We start from the raw sequence: 16676 nt of genomic DNA on the forward strand, positions 1-16676 counted from the left end.
AGTCCTCCGCTTGGCGTTGGTGACCGCAACTACGAACCGGCGGGTGGGGGAACCGGAGTGACCCGGGGTGCCGCCGGGTCCCGACAGCTGGCCCTCTTCCGGGCGCTGGTCGTCGGCACCTCGGCCGCGACCTTCGGCAGCTACCTGAACATGGTGGCGCTGAACCTCTTCGTCTACCAGGCGACCGGCAGCGCGTGGCAGACCGGGGTCTTCATGGCCCTGCGCCTCGGTGCCGGCGTCGTCGCGGGTCTGGTCGGCGGGCTGGTGACGGTCCGGCTGCCCCGCCGCCCGGTGCTGGTCCTGTGTGACCTGGGTCAGGCGACCACGCTGCTGGTGTTGGCGCTCGCCGGGCAGCAGACCCGGATCGGTCTGCTGCCGGTGGTGGCCGTGCTGACCGGGCTGCTCAGCACCACGAGTTCGGTGCTGCTGCGCAGCAGTGTGCCGGACCTGGTGGGTGACGAGCACCGGATCGAGGCCAACGGGCTGCTGGTGACCGGCCGGGCGGTGGCGACGGCGTTGGGGTTCGCCGCCGGTGGACTGCTGGTCGGCTGGCTCGGTTACGGGCCGGTCTTCCTGGTCACCGCCGGCGCCTTCGCCTTCTCGGCGACGATGCTGGGCGTCCTGCCGCTGCGGTTTCCCCGTCGCCGCAGCTCCATCGTGGAGGGTACGTCCCCGCCGACCGGCAAGGCCGACGGCGGAACCGGCCGGCGGTGGCGCGGGCAGGTGGTCGTCGGGGTGCTGGCCGCCGCGCCGACGGTGTCGGTCATCCTCGCCGTCCGGGCGGTCGACGCGTTAGGGTCCGCCTCGCACAACGTCGGCATGCCGGTCTACGCCACCCAGATCCAGCCCGCCGACCCGGCCGGCTTCGTCGGCAACTTCTTCGCGGTCTGGGCGGTGGGGCTGTTCGCCGCGCACCAGGTGATCAAGGGGATCCGGCGGCGTACCAGCGGTCTCGACGATCCGCACCGCAGCGAACTGGCCTTCATCGTCGGTACCTGCCTGATGTCGGCGGCCTTCGTGGCGGCCTTCGCCGGCATCGGGCAGCCGTGGGTCCTGGTGGTGGCCCTGATCGCCGGCCTGGCCGACGGCTTCACCGAGATCACCTACACCACCCGGGTGCAGGCGGAACCCGATCCGCGTCGGGGCTACTTCTTCGGGCTCACCGCGATGGCCGAGAACGGTGGCCTGGGGCTGGGCATGCTGCTGGCCGCCGCACTGCTGGAGGTGTGGCGGCCGATCCAGGTGGCCGGCGTCATGCACGGCGCCGTCGTGCTGCTGGCCGTCGTCGTGGCCGTGGGCGTCACGGTCGGCCGACGTGGGGCGGGACCCGCCGCCGAACAACCGGACCCGGCCGTGCGGCCACAGCAGAGCAGGAGGTGACCGGTGGACGAGCTGTCCGAGGCGTTGGCCCGACGTACCGAGCTGATCGACGTGGCGGTGGTCGACCGTACCGGCTTCGACGGCGTCCGGTACCGGGTGGCGTACGTCGTCCCCGCCCCCACCGGCACCCCGGCGCAGGCCCGGCGGGCGGCGCAGGCGGCGGTGGCGGCGACGGGTGACTCCGGTGGGCCGGTACCGGTCGCCGTGGTGTCGGGCATCCCGCGCGACGCCGACGGCGTGGCGGACCCGGCGGCGCTGCGGGCGGTGCCGGTCGCCACGACCGCCGGCGGCACCCTGGTCCGCCGGCCCGACCGGAAACCGGACCGGATCCACCTGGCCGACGTGCTGGAGCTGCCGCCGCGCTGGGGATCGGACCTGGTCGCGCCGGCCGCAGCATCCGGCGACACCCCGAAGGATCCGGGTACGCCGACCGAGGCTGGGGTGTCGGCGGTTGAGTCGGATGCGCCGCTGGCCGAGGCGGTCGGGGGCGTACCCGAGGTCGGTGGTGACCTTCCGGCGACGCTGCCGGAGGCGTTGCGGCGGGCCGCCCGGGACCGGCCCGACCGGGGGCTGCGGCTGGTCGAGGCCGACGGCACCCGGACCCTGCGCTACCCGGAGCTGCTCGACGCCGCGCTGCGGACGCTGACCGGGCTGCGGGCGGCCGGGCTGACCACCGGCGACCCGGTGATCCTGCATCTGCCGTCGCTGGCCGACCACTTCGTCGCGCTCTGGGCCTGCCTGCTGGGTGGGCTGCGGCCGGTGGCCGTCGCGCAGGCCCCCGGGTACCAGGCCCGCAACGCCACCCTCGACAAGCTGCAGCACGCCTGGCGGAGCCTGGACCACCCGGTCGTGCTCACCAGCGGCACCGTCACCGCACAGCTGGGGACCTACGCCGACCGGGCCGGGTGGGGCGGCCTGCGGGTGCTCGACCTGGCCGACTGCCGGGCCCACGAGCCGGCCGGGGAGCTGCCCCGGCCCACCCCGGACGACGTGGCGATGCTGCAACTCTCCTCCGGCAGCACCAGCGCGTCCAAGGTGATCCCGCTTACCCACCGGGGCATCGTGCGGTACGCCCGGGACGCCTGCCAGGTCGCCCGGGTACGCCCCGACGACGTCATGCTCAACTGGCTGCCGCTGGACCATGTGGCCGGCCTGGTGATGATGCACCTCGGTCCGGTCGTGCTGGGCTGCGACAACGTGCACGTCGGCACGGCGCTGGTGCTCACCGACCCGCCACTCTGGCTGGACCTGATGCAGCGGTACCGGGTGCGGCACAGCTGGTCGCCGAACTTCGGCTTCAAGCTGGTCACCGAGGCGTTGCGGGCGCAGCCGGACCGGCGGTGGGACCTCAGCGGGGTGCGTACCCTGATCAACGCGGGCGAGCAGTGCACCGAGCCGGTGATGCGCGGCTTCCTGGCGGCCACGGCCGACAGCGGGCTCGCCCCGGACGCGTTGGTGCTGGCCTGGGGGATGGCCGAGACCTGCACCGCGATCAGCTACCAGACCTTCGGCCCGGACGCGGTGCAGCACGCCGAGCTGCACGCCGACGGCAGCCGGGTCCGGCTGGCGCCGGCCAGTGCCCCGGGGACGACCACCTTCCTCAGCATGGGCCCACCGGCGCCGGGCACCCGGTTCCGGGTCACCGCGCCGGACGGCCGGACCGCCCTGCCGGAGCTGCGGATCGGCCGGTTGCAGGTCCGGTCCGAGCGGGTCACCCCCGGCTACCTCAACCATGACGAGGCGAACCGGGCGGCCTTCCCGGACGGACCGTGGTTCGACACCGGTGACCTCGCGTACCTCCACGACGGCCGGCTCACCATCACCGGCCGGGGCAAGGAGGTGATCATCGTCAACGGGGTGCACTACTTCTGCCACGAGATCGAGGACCTGGTCGGGGCGGTGCCGGGGGTGGCACCTACCCAGGTGGCGGCGTTCGGGGCCCCGGGACCCGACGGCATCGAACGCATCGTGGTGCTCTTCTGCGCGCAGGAGGCGCTGGATGCGGAGCTGCTGACCCGGATCCGGCAGCGGCTGGCGCAACGGCTGCAGGTCGGCTCGGCCCACCTGGTCTGCGTGCCGCCGGAGCAGTTCGAGAAGACCACCAGCGGCAAGATCCAGCGGACCAGCATGCGTAACCGGCTGCTGGCCGGCGGCTACGAGCCGGCGTCGCGCCGGGTCGACCTGCTCGACGCCGCCCCCACCACGGTCGCCGACTGCGTCTACCGGCCGGTGTGGACAGCCCGCCGGTTCACCCGTGCCACCCCGCCGGCCGGGCCGGTGCTCGTGGTCGCCGACACCCTGGGGCTGGCCGCCTGCCTCGGCCGGGACCTGCCCGACGCCGTACTCGTGGACCCCACCGGCCGCCCGTACGACGATCCGGATCGGGCCGGCCGCCCGTACGACGATCCGGATCGGTGGGTGGAGCTGCTGCGGTCGTTGGCGGCGGGCGGGCGTACCCCGGGACTTGTCGTGTTCGCGGCCAGTTACCTGCCCACGCCCGACCTCGACGACACCGACGCCACCCGGCGCGCCGTCGAGGTGTGCGGCACCGGTCCGCTCGGCCTGCTGCGTGCCCTGGCCGCCCTCGACTGGACGGGCACCCTGCTCACCCTGAGCCGGGGCCTGTACCGGATCCGGGGCGACGAGGCGGGTTGCCCGCCCGCCGCGTTGACCGCCGCCCTGGGCGAGACCCTCGGGGTCGAGCAGCCGGGGGTCCGCGCCTGGCATCTGGACCTGCCCGGCGACGAGGTCGCCGGGGACGCGGCCACCGTCGTCGCGGCCTGCGGCTGGGCGCACCGGGAACCACTGGTCGCCTGGCGCGGCCGACCCCTGGTCCGCGCGGTCGAACGGGTCGAGCCGGCAAAGGGGCCGGCCGTGCTCCGGCCCGGCTCACGGTGGCTGGTCACCGGCGGGCTCGGCGGGGTGGGCCGGGTGATCCTCGGTGACCTGCGCGCCGAGCTGGACCTGCGGGTGCTGGTCGTCGGACGGAGCGAACCCGGTCCGGCCCTCGCCGAGCTGGCCGCCGCCGGCCCCGACCGGGTCCGCTACGCCCGGGTGGACGTCACCGACGGCACGGCGTTGGAGGCCGCGGTCGTCGAGGCCGAACGCGCCTGGGGAGCACCGCTGGACGGCGCGCTGCACCTCGCCGGCCGGTACCGGACCGTGCCGCTTTCCGCGCCACGTGCCGGACAGTGGCGTCCGGAGACCGACCCTAAGGTGGCCGGCTCGATCGAGGTGGCCCGGCTGCTCCGGCGTCGACCGGGCAGCCACCTGGTGGCCTTCTCCTCCCTGCTGTCGCTGACCCCGGTGGTCGGTGCGGGCGGTTACGCGGCCGGCAACCGCTTCCTCGAAGCTCTCTGCGCACAGCTCGGCGACGCCCACTGCCTCAGCTACGGGATGTGGCGCGGGGTGGGACTGAGCGAGCAGGGTGGCGTGGAGGCGGCCACCCGGCGGCACATGCTCAGCTTCTCGGTACCGCAGGGACAGGCGTTGACCCGGCTGGCGCTGCACCAACCCGCCGGCCACCTGCTGGTCGGCTTCGACACCAACGCCACCCGGGTACGACACCTGGTGCGCCCGGTGTGGGCGCTGGAGGGCGTCCGGGCCACCGCCGGCTCCGGCGCTGCCGCCGGCAGCGGGACGTCCGGCGCTGCCGCCGGCAGCGGGGTGCCTGGCGCTGCCGCCGGCAGCGGTGTGCCCACGGACGTCTTCGGTGTCCCGGTGCCGGTGGTGGCCGACCCGGTCGGATCCATGCCGGACGCCGTCGACGATGCCACCCCGGCCAGCACCGCGCCGGCTCCGGGCGGCTCGGCGACGGCCGGCCCCGACCCGGTCGGGGTCGCCAACGCGGTACGGCAGGCGCTGCGCCAGACGGTGCCCGGCGGGGTGGACGAGCACACCGCCTTCCACGACGCCGGCCTGGACTCGGTGCGCCTGCTGCGGCTGCACACCCTGCTGCAGCAGTCACTCGGTAGGCAGTTCCCGCAGACCACCCTCTTCACCCACGGCACCCCCGCCGCCCTCGCCCGGCACCTGGCTGAACGGTTCACCCCGTCGGGTGGGGAGCTGGCGGCAACCGGGTCCGCCGACAGGCCGGGTGAGCAGCGGATCGCGGTGATCGGCCTGGCCGCCCGGCTGCCCGGCGCGGACACCGTCGAGCGGTACTGGCAGAACCTGCTCGCCGGCCGGGTCGACGTACGCCGGTTCAGCCGCGCCGAGCTGCTCGCCGCCGGACTGCCACCGGCACTGGTGGACGATCCGGCGTTCGTACCGGTGAGCGGCGCGCTCGCGGACATCGAGGGCTTCGACGCCGAGTTGTTCGGCATCAGCGCCCGGGAGGCGGCGCTTGTCGACCCGCAGCAGCGGCTCTTCCTCCAGGTCTGTCTGGAGGCCCTGGAGGACGGCGGACAGGCCGGCACCGACCGGCGGGTGGGGGTGTACGCCGGTGCCGGCATGCACCTCTACTCGCTGCGGAACTACCTGCTGGACCGGTTCGCCGGGGCGGACCCCGCCGACCAGGTGGCGGCCCTGCAGGTGACCATCGGCAACCAGCCCGACTTCCTGGCCACCCGGGTCGCGTACCGGCTCGGGTTGACCGGGCCGGCGATCAGCGTGCAGACCGCCTGCTCGACCTCGCTGGTCGCGGTGCACCTGGCGGTGCGGGCGCTGCTGGCCGGGGAGACCGACCTGGCGCTGGCCGGGGCGGCTGCGGTGCACGTGCCGCAGGCGGCCGGCTACCGGTACGAGGAAGGGTCGATCCTGTCTCGCGCCGGAGCCTGCCGGGCGTTCGACGCGGCGGCGGACGGCACCGTCGGCGGCAACGGGGTCGCGGCGGTGCTGCTCAAACGCCTCGACGACGCGCTCGCCGACGGCGACACCGTGTACGGCGTGATCATCGGCTCGGCGGTCAACAACGACGGTGCCACGAAGACCGGCTACACCGCTCCCAGCGTCACCGGGCACGCCGAGGTCATCCGGGCCGCCCTGGCCCAGGCCCGGGTCGACGCCGACTCGATCGGGTACGTCGAGACGCACGGCACCGGCACCCGGATCGGCGACCCGATCGAGGTGGAGGCGCTGCGTACCGTCTTCGGTGGGCGCGGACGGCCGCTGCCGCTCGGCGCGGTCAAGGCGAACATCGGCCACCTCGACACCTGCGCCGGAATGGCCGGCCTGATCAAGGCGATCATGGTGGTCCGGGACGGGAAGGTCCCCCCGGTCGCCGGCCTGCGCCGACCCAACGCCGAGCTGCGGCTCGACGAGGGGCCGTTCGAGCTGCCGACCGAGGTACGGGACTGGACCGGTCCCGGTCCCCGGCGGGCCGGTGTCTCGTCGCTCGGCGTCGGCGGGACCAACGCCCACGTCGTGGTCGAGGAGCCACCGGCACCCGTGGCGGCCCGGCGGAGTCCACCGGCCGGGCCGGTCGTGGTGCCACTCTCCGCCCAGCATCCGACCGCGCTGCGCCAGCTGGCCGAGCGGTTCGCCGACCGGCTGGCCTCGGCGGACGCGCCCCGGCCCGACGACGTACTGGTCACCCTCGGCGCGGGCCGGCGGGCGTTGCGCCACCGGCTGGTGGCCTGGTCGGACTCGCCGGCCGGGGTGGCTGACGTACTCCGGCGGGCGACCTCGACCCCCGCCGGGGCCGGGCTGGTGGCCGGGAGCGTGCCGGCTGGTGGCCCCGGGCCGGTCGTCTTCGCCTGCTCCGGACAGGGCAGCGACCTGACCGGCGCCGCCGCCGGCCTGTTGGCACACGAGCCGGCGCGCGAGGTGCTGGAGCAGTGCGCGGGGTGGTACCAGCGGACGTGGGGCGTCGACCTGCTCGCCGCACTGCGCGGCGAGCCGCACGAGTGGACCACCGCCACCGTCCAGCCGGCGCTCTACGCGGTGCAGGTCGCCTTCGGCCGGCTGCTGGAGTCGGTGGGGGTGCGGCCGGACGTGCTCATCGGCCACAGCGCCGGTGAGTACGCGGCGCTCTGCCTGGCCGGTGCGCTCCCGGTCGCCGACGGGCTGCACCTGGCGGCGGTACGCGGGCAGCTCATGCAGAGTCGTACCCCCGAGGGGGCGGCCCTGGCGGTGCTCGCCGACGCCGCGCAACTGGCTCCGGTGCTGGCGCGGGTGCCGGGGGCGGAGCTGACCGTGCGCAACGGGCCGCGCCGGTACGTGCTCTCCGGCACCCCGGAGGTCGTCGCCCGCGCCGGTGAGCTGCTGCGGGCCGCCGACCTCGACCACCGTCCGCTGGCGGTACGCCGGGCCTTCCACAGTGCGCTGATGGAACCGGTGCTGGCCGAACTCGGCGCGCAGGCCGCGACGCTCGACTGGCAACCGTTGGGCACCTCGCTGGTCAGCAGCCTCTCCGGGGTACGCCTCGCGCCGGGGACCCGGCTCGACGCCGAGCACGTCCGCCGGCAGACCCGGCAGCCGGCCGACTACCACGCCGGGGTCGAGGGGCTCGTCGCCGACGGCTGCACGACCTTCGTCGAGATCGGACCGGACGCCACCCTGACCCCCCTGGGGCGGCAGTGGCCGGACACCAGCTGGATCCCGGTCCAGCGCGGCCGCGACCGGGCCGGGTCGGTGCTGACGGCCCTGGCCACCCTCTACGCCCGGGGCGTGCCGGTGGACTGGGCCGCCCTCGCACCGACCGGCCGCCGGATCCCGCTGCCCACCTACCCGTTCCAGCTCACCCGGCACTGGGCCGCCCCGACGCCCCCGCCACCGCTCACCCCCGAAGCACCGCACACCCCCGAAGCACCGCTCACCCCCGAAGCAGGAGGTACGCCCAGGATGTCCCCGGCCGTCCCGGCGAACCCCGCCGCCGACATCGTGCTGCGCCAGGTCCGCGAACTCACCGCCCGGCACCTCGACGAGGACCCGGACCGCATCGCCGCCGACGCCGCCTTCTTCGATCTCGGCGCCGACTCGCTGCTGATGATCAACCTGCTGCGTGACCTGGAGGCGACGTACCGGATCCGGGTGACGATGCGGGAACTCTTCGAGGACCTCGACACTCCGCAGCGGCTCAGTCAGGCGGTGCTGGAGCGGATGACGCCCGAGCGGCTGGCCGCCCTGACCCGGGACGAGGCGACCCCGGACGACGTGATCGCTGCCGCCGCGACGCCGGACGGCGTGATCGCTGCCGCCGCCCCATCAGCGGGGACGGTCCCGTCGGCGGGGACGGTCCCGTCGACGGCGGCCGTCGCGCCCAGTGTGCCGTTCGAACCGGCCGCCGTGGCGGGCAACGGCAACGGGACGCGCCCGCACCCGGCCGGGCCGCCGGACCAGACCTTCACCGGTCTGCCGTCTGTCGCACCCGCCGGTCCGCCCGCCGTAGGCCCGCCGCCCGTCGCCGGTCCGTCCGTCGCCGGTCCGTCCGTCGCCGGTCCGCCCGCCGTAGGCCCGCCGCCCGTCGCCGGTCCGTCCGTCGCCGGTCCGCCCGTCGCCGGTCCGCCCGTCGCCGGTCCGCCCGCCGCGCCGGCCACGGTGAGTGGAGCGGCGGTAACACCGGCCGCCGAGTTGATCCGCGCCCAGCTCGACCTGATGGGCCGGTTCGCCGACCTGATGACCCACCAGCTCGCCGCGCTCTCCGCCAGCCCGGAACCGGGCGTGCCACCGGTCCCGGCACCCGGCCCCGCGCCGGCCCTTCCCGCGCCCGCGCCTGCCACGTCCGCGCCCGCCGCGCCCGCGCCCGCCGCGCCCGCGCCCGCCGCGCCCGCGCCCGTCATGCCCGCGCCCGTCATGCCCGCGTCCGTCATGCCCGCGCCCGCCACGCCTTCGACCGCCGTACCGTCGTCGGGCCCCGCGCCGCGGTCGGCCGCGTCCGCGCCGCCGGCCGGGGAACCGGGGGCGGCCGGGGATCCGGTGGCGGGGAACGGCGCGGGGCCGGCGCAGCTCGGCCCCCGGCCGCTGCGGGTCAGCGGTGGAGCCGGCAGCGGCCGGTTGGACGAACGCCAGCGGGCCCACTTCGACGACCTGGTCCGGCGGTACGTCGAACGCACCCGACGCTCCAAGGAACTCGCCCAACACCACCGGCCCTGGCTGGCCGACAGCCGGGCGGTGGTCGGTTTCCGTCGGGCGACCAAGGAGATGCTCTACCCGCTGACCGCCCGCCGGGCCCGGGGCGCCCACCTGGAGGACGTCGACGGCAACAGCTACGTCGACATCACGATGGGCTTCGGGGCGCTGCTCTTCGGCCACGAGCCGGAGTTCCTCACCAGCGCCATCGCCACCCACCTCGCCGACGGGCTCCGGCTCGGCCCGCGGGGCGAGGAGGCCGGGGACGCCGCCCGGCTGCTCTGCGAGCTGACCGGGATGGACCGGGCCGCCTTCGCCACCACCGGCACCGAGGCCAACTCGGCGGCCTTCCGGCTGGCCCGCGCGTACACCGGGCGGGACCTCGTCGTCACCTTCGACGGGGCGTACCACGGGCACTTCGACCCGGTGCTGGGCCGGGGTGTGCAGGAGGGCGGGAGTTGGCGCACCAGACCGGTCTCCGCCGGGGTGCCCGCCTCGGCCGTGGCCGACGTCCGGGTGCTGCCGTACGGCGCGGCGCAGAGCCTGGAGGTCATCCGGGAGCACGCCGACCGGATCGCCGCCGTGGTGGTGGAACCGGTGCAGAGCCGGCACCCCGACCGCCAGCCCGGCGAGTTCCTGCACGAGCTGCGCCGGCTCTGCGACACGTACGGGATGGTGCTGCTCTTCGACGAGATGCTCACCGGTTTCCGCCCGCACCCGCAGGGCGCGCAGGGGGTCTTCGGGGTCCGCGCCGACCTGGCCACGTACGGCAAGGTGATCGGGGGTGGCTTCCCGGTGGGGGCGGTCGCCGGCCGGGCCGACATCATGGACTGGGTCGACGGCGGCTTCTGGCGGTACGGCGACGACAGCGTCCCGCCGCAGGACACCACCTTCTTCGGCGGCACCTACATCCAGCATCCGGTCTCGATGGTCGCCGCCCGCGCGGTGCTGACCGAGCTGCGCCGCCGTGGGCCGGCCCTGCAGGAGGGGCTGAACCGGGCCACCACCCGGCTCGCCGACACCGTCAACGCGTTCTGCGTCGCGGAGGACTTCCCGGTCCGGGTGCACCACTTCGGCTCGCTGTTCCGCCTCGCCTCCCCGACCGACCTGAACCTGCTCTTCAACCACCTGCTGCTGGCCGGCGTACACGTCTGGGAGTGGCGGAACTTCTTCCTCTCCGACGCGCACACCGACGCCGACGTGGACACGGTGGTCGACGCGGTCCGGGAGTCGCTGTACGACCTGCGCCGGGGCGGTTTCTTCCCCGGCGGCCAGGCACCACCGCCGGCCCCCGCGCCGCACCGGCCGGCCCCCGCCCGCCCCACCGTGGCCGAACCCGCCCCGGCGGTGGCCTCAGCGCCGGCTGTGCAATCAGCGCCGGCTGTGCAATCAGCGCCGGCTGTGGGATCAGCGCTGGCTGTCCAGGCAGCGGCGGGCAAGGGGCGGCCGGCGGGCGTACCGGATCTCAGTCTGTACTTCTTCGGCGACTACCCGCAGCAGCGGGTCGAGGACCGGTACGCGGCGGTGCTGGCGGCGGCCACCTTCGCCGACCGGCACGGCCTGCACGCGGTGTGGCTGCCGGAACGGCACTTCGACTCGTTCGGTGGGATCTTCCCCAACCCGTCCGTGCTGGCCGCCGCGGTCGCGGCCCGGACCGAGCGGGTACGCGTCCACGCCGGCTGCGCGGTGCTGCCGCTGCACGACCCGATCCGGGTCGCCGAGGAGTGGGCGGTGGTGGACAACCTCTCCGGTGGGCGGGTCGGGATCGGCTGCGCCTCCGGCTGGCACGCCCGGGACTTCGTGCTCGCTCCGCAGGTGTACGGCCGGCACCGGGAGGCGATGTACGAGGCGGTCGGACAGATCCGCACCCTCTGGCAGGGCGGGGCGCTCACCCGTACCGCCGGCAACGGTGAGCCGGTCGAGGTCCGGCTCTTCCCCCGGCCGGTGCAGCCGATGCCGCCGATGTTCGCCGCCGTGGTGGGCAACCCGGACAGCTACCGGCGGGCCGCCGAGGCCGACCTGGGGATCATCACCAACCTGATGTCGCAGAGCGTGGAGCAGTTGGGTGAGAACATCGCCCGCTACCGGGCGGCGCGGGCCGAGCACGGCCTCGACCCGGCGGCCGGGCGGGTCGTGTTGCTGCTGCACACCTACCTCGGTGACGACACCAAGCGGGTACGCGACGAGGCCTTCGGGCCGTTCTGCGACTACCTGCGGTCGTCGTTGGCCCTGTTCGGCCAGGTGACCAACAGCCTCGGGGTGACCATCGACCTGGCGAACACCGCCGAGGAGGATGTGGCGTTCCTGCTCCGTCGGGCCTACCGTCGCTACACCACCGACCGGGCCCTGATCGGCAGCCCGGCGGACTGTGCGTCCATCGTGGCCCGGGTCGCCGAGCTCGGGGTCGACGAGATCGGCTGCTTCGTCGACTTCGGGCTGCCGCCGGACCGGATGCTGGCCGGCCTGCCCGGCATCGAACAACTCGGCGCACTGGTCGGCCACCCCACCGGCCCGCCGCCGGCCGTACCGTCGTCGCAGGCCGCGCTGTCGTCCCAGGCTGTACCGTCGTCCCAGGCCGCGCTGTCGTCCCAGGCCGTACCGTCGTCGCCGGCCGCGCTGGTGGATGCCGGCTCGTCGGCGCAGGTCGCGCCGTTGTCGGTGGCGCAGCGCGAGGTCTGGTTCGTCGAGCGGATGCTGCCGGGCCGGCCGACGTACACCGAGACGAAGATGGTCCGCCTCACCGGCGAACTCGACGTCGACGCGCTGCGGACCGCCCTGGAGTCGGTGGTCCACCGGCATCCGGCGTTGCGTTCGGTCGTGCGTGAGGTCGACGGCGAGCCGCGCCAACTGGCCCTGCCACCCGGCCGGCTCGACCTGCCGGTGGAACAGGCCGACGCCAGCGGCGACGAGGCGGGTGCCGTCGACTCCGCCGACGCCGGAGCGGTGGCCGCGGTGCTGCGGCAGGAGAACGCGCACCGGTTCGACCTGGCCGCCGGGCCACTGTTCGCCCCCCGGCTGGTCCGGCTCGCCGCCGACCGGCACCTGTTGGTCCTGCGGATGCATCACCTGGTCATCGACACCGTCTCGGCGCAACTGGTCAGCCGCGAGATCGCCGCCGGCTACCGGGCGGCGCTGGAGCGTCGGCCGGCCCAGTTGCCGCCGGCACCGCCCTGGCCGGCGGTGGCCGCCGAGCCCGACGAGGAGACGCTGCGTGGGCACCTGGCGTACTGGACCGGGGCGCTCGCCGGCTTGCCGACCCGCCCGGACCTGCCGACCGACCGGCCGCGCCCGGCCGTGCCGAGCGGCGCCGGCGGGGTGGCCGCCGCCGAACTCGACGCCGACCTGACCCGCCGGGTACGCCAGTTCGCCCGAGCCCACCGGGTCACCCCGTTCATGGTGCTGCTGGCCGGGTTCGCCGTACTGCTGAGCGACCTGGTCGGTCGACGGGAGGTGCTGGTGGGCACCCCGGTGGCGCACCGCCCGCCCGGCACCGAGCAGGCCGTCGGGATGTACGTCAACACCCTGCCGTTGCGCATCGACGTGGCACCCGAGGCCGGCTTCGGCGAGCTGGTGCGGACGGTCCGGTCGGTGCTGCTGGACGCCCAGGAACACCAGGACGCACCGCTGCCGCGCATCGTCGCCGCCCTGGGTGGCCAGCCCGAGCCCGGCCGGCACCCGCTGTTCGACGTGGTCGTCGAGTTCGACAACGGCGCGGTCTTCGAGCTGGACCTGCCCGGGGTACGCGCCGAGCTGCTGGACGCGGCCGTCGACCGGGCCCCCTTCGACCTCGCGCTGTTCCTCACCGGCCGGGCCGAGCGGGTCGACTGTCAGCTCAACTTCGCCCGGGACCTCTTCGACCGGCCCACGGTGACGCGGATCCTGGACCGGTTGGCGGTGCTGCTGCGGGCCGGCACCGACCAGCCGGAGCTGCCGGTGGCCGAGCTGCCCCGGCTCACCGACGACGAGCGGGAGCGGATCGACCGCTGGCAGGACGGCGGACCGCCGGCTCCCGGCGCGGGCCGTACCCTGCTGGCGGGGTTGTCCCTGGACACCTCGACGGTGCTCGACCAGCACGGCCGGCTGACCGGCCCGCAGCTGGGCCGACGGGCCGAGGCGGTGGCGGCGGCGCTGCGCGCGGCCGGGGTCGGCCCCGGCCAGCTCGTGGCGGTGCACCTGCCGCGCGGGGCCGACGCCGTGGTGGCGATGCTCGGCGTGCTGGCCACCGGGGCCGGGTACGTGCCGCTCCCGCCGGACCAGCCGGCCGCCCGGTCGACCGCCATCCTGGCGTCGGCCCGGGTCGCCGCCGTGGTCTCGCACACCGCCCAGCCGAGGCTGCCGGTTTCGGTGCCCACCGTGCTGGTCGACCAACTGGCCCCGGCGGCACCCGGGGCCGGGGATCCACCGCGCGTCGGCGGCGCGGAAACGATCCCGCTGAGCAAGGGCGCGGCCACGGCCGCGCTGAGCCGTCAAGGCGCGGCCACGGCCGCGCTGAGCCCCGAGGATGTCGCGTACGTGCTGTTCACCTCCGGCTCGACCGGTCGGCCGAAGGGCTGCGTGATCCCGCACCGGGCGATTGCCAACACCGTCGCCTGGTACGTCCGGGACCTCGGCCTCACCGCCGCCGACCGGCTGAGCTGGTTCAGCAGCCCCGGCTTCGACGCCACCTGCCTCGAGGTGTGGCCGGCGCTGACCGTCGGCGCGACGCTCTGCGTGGTGCCGGAGGAGGCGCGTTTCGACCCGGTACGGCTGCGCGACTGGCTGGTCGGGACCCGGGTGACGGTGGCGATGATGCCGACCCCGATGGGGGAGCTGCTGATCGACCTGGACTGGCCGGCCGGGACGGCGCTGCGGCACCTGGTGGTCGGCGGGGACCGGCTCCGTCGGCAGGCCCGCGCGGAGCTGCCCTTCCGGGTGACCAACGGCTACGGCCCGACCGAGGCGGCCGTGCTGTCCACCTGGGCGCAGCTGACGCCGGCCGACGGCGCGGTGCCGCCCATCGGTCGACCCGTACCGGGGACCTGGGTCCGGGTGCTCGACGGGTACGGCCGGCCGGTGCCGGTGGGCGCGGCGGGTGAGCTGCACCTCGGCGGTGCCCAGCTGGGGCTGGGTTACCTGGACGATCCGGCCGAGACCGGCCGGCGGTTCCGGCGGCATCCCGAGCACGGTCCGCTCTTCGCCACCGGCGACGTGGTCCGCTGGCGGCCGGACGGGCGGTTGGAGTTCCTGCACCGCAACGACGCCCAGGTGCAGATCCGGGGGGTACGGGTGGAGCCGGCCGAGGCCGAGTACCACCTGCGGCAGCTCGACGGGGTCCGGCAGGCCGCCGTCCGGGCCTGGCGCGACGAGCGCGACGAGGCGTACCTCGCCGGCTACGTGGTGCCGGCCGACCCGGAGGTGACCGCCGACCGGCTCCTGCGGGCGCTCGCCGAACGCCTGCCGGCACAGTTGGTGCCCACGGTCTGCGTGCTGCTGCCGGAGCTGCCCCTGCAGGACAGCGGCAAACTGGACCGGGCCCGGTTGCCCGAGCCGGACCGCGGCGACCTTGTCGCGACCGGCCCCCGGGTGGCCCCGGCGACCGAGCTGGAACGGCGGCTGCACGAGCTGTGGCGGGCCGAGCTGGGCCTGACCGACCTCAGTGTCGAGTCGAGCTTCTTCCAGCTGGGTGGCACCTCGCTGACGGCGTTGCGGCTGCTCAACCGGACCGCCACCGAGCTGGGCCGGACGGTGGAGATCCTCGACTTCCTCCGGGACCCCACGGTCCGGGCGATGGCCCGCCGACTCACCCCGCCCGACCCCGCCGGCCCTGCCGGCCTGTCCGGCCCCGCCGGCCCCGCCGGCCTGTCCGACCCCGCCGGCACCGCGGATCCGGCCGGCACCGCTGATCCCGCCGTGGCTGGGGGCGGGTCGGTGGGCGACGACCGGGCCGCGCCGGTCGGCGAGGTGGTACGTACCGCGCCGGCGAGCTTCGGTCAGGCCCGGCAGGTCCTGCTGACGATCCGCAGCGACGAGCCGCAGACCCTCACCGTGGCGACCCGCTTCGCGCTGCGTGGACGGCTCGACCGGGCGGCGCTGCGGCGGGCGCTGACCGCCCTGGCCGACCGGCAGGCCGTGCTGCGCACCAGGTACGCGATCGAGGACGGTGTGGTCCGGCAGGAGGTGCTTGCCACCCGCCCGGTGGACCTGCCGGTGGTCGAGGTGGCCCCGGACCGGCTCGACGACACGGTCACCGGTTGGGCGGCCCAGCCGTTCGCCCTGGAACGGGAACCCTGCTTCCGGGCCCTGCTGGTACGACTGACCGGCCCGACCGGCTCCGCCGACCCGGGGGAGCGGCACGAGCTGGTGCTGGCGGTGCACCACGGGGTCATCGACGGCTGGGGGGTCGACGTGCTGGTGCGCGACCTGGGCGCGCTCTACACCGCCGAGGTCACCGGAGCACCCGCCGACCTGCCGGTGCTGGCCGCGGACTTCCTCGACTTCAGCCGATGGGAGCAGCGCTTCCTCGCCGAGGAGCAGACCCGTGACCTGGTACGCGGCTGGGCCGAGCAGGTCCGGGAACAGGCCGCGCCGGTCCGGCTGCCCACCGACCGGCCCCGCCCGTCGACGGTGGTCAGCGCCGGCACCTCGGTCCGCGCCACGATCGCCGCCGACCTGGTCACCGCCGCGAACGACTACGCGGTACGCCGGAAGGTGACGCCCTTCGTGGTCTTCGCCGCCGCCTTCGCGGGGTTCCTGCACGAGCTGACCGGTCAGCCGAGCATCACGCTCACCGTACCGGTGGCCAACCGGCTGGATCCCCGCTTCGCCGACCTGGTCGGCGGCCTGGCGCACGTACCCTGGCTGGTCGTGCCGGTCGACGGCGCGGCGGCCTTCGACGAGCTGGTCGACCGGACGACCGCCGCGACCTGGCAGACCCTGGCGATGCAGTCGGTGCCGCTGCCGGTGTTGACCGAGGCGCTCGGCGAGCGGTTCGCCGGCAACCCGCCCCGGGTGTACTTCTCGATGTTCGACCTGGATCCGCCGGTGCTGCGGCTGCCCGGTCTGGACCCGGCACCGGCAAGGGACGTGCTGCTGGCCGGGGCCCGCGCCGACCAGCTCTGGCAGGTGACGCCCGCGCCCGACGGGGCGATGGCGCTGGTAGTGGAGTACGCGACCGCGCTCTTCGACGCCGACACGGTCACCGGCTGGATCGCCGGCTACCAGCACCTGCTGCGCCGGGCGCTGGCCGGACCCGACGCGGCCCTGCTGCCCGGCGGCACGTCGGCGGTCGCCACCGGGGACTGACCGGG

2 protein-coding genes are annotated in these 16676 nt (G+C 75.4%); both read left to right on the top strand.

Annotation, left to right across the window (positions count from 1 at the left end; all coding sequences use genetic code 11):
• The first annotated feature begins 57 nt into the window (after positions 1 to 57).
• The gene (locus ACN28G_RS29220) at positions 58 to 1380 is read left to right on the top strand and encodes an MFS transporter (protein ID WP_421480813.1); all 1323 of its coding nucleotides are present in this window, start codon (positions 58 to 60) and stop codon (positions 1378 to 1380) included.
• 3 nt (positions 1381 to 1383) lie between these two features.
• On the top strand, positions 1384 to 16671 hold the full coding sequence (locus ACN28G_RS29225; protein ID WP_421480814.1) for a MupA/Atu3671 family FMN-dependent luciferase-like monooxygenase: 15288 nt from the start codon (positions 1384 to 1386) through the stop codon (positions 16669 to 16671).
• Positions 16672 to 16676: the final 5 nt, after the last annotated feature.

The organism is Micromonospora sp. WMMA1923 (assembly GCF_049179195.1).
Classification (GTDB): Bacteria; Actinomycetota; Actinomycetes; order Mycobacteriales; family Micromonosporaceae; genus Micromonospora; species Micromonospora yangpuensis.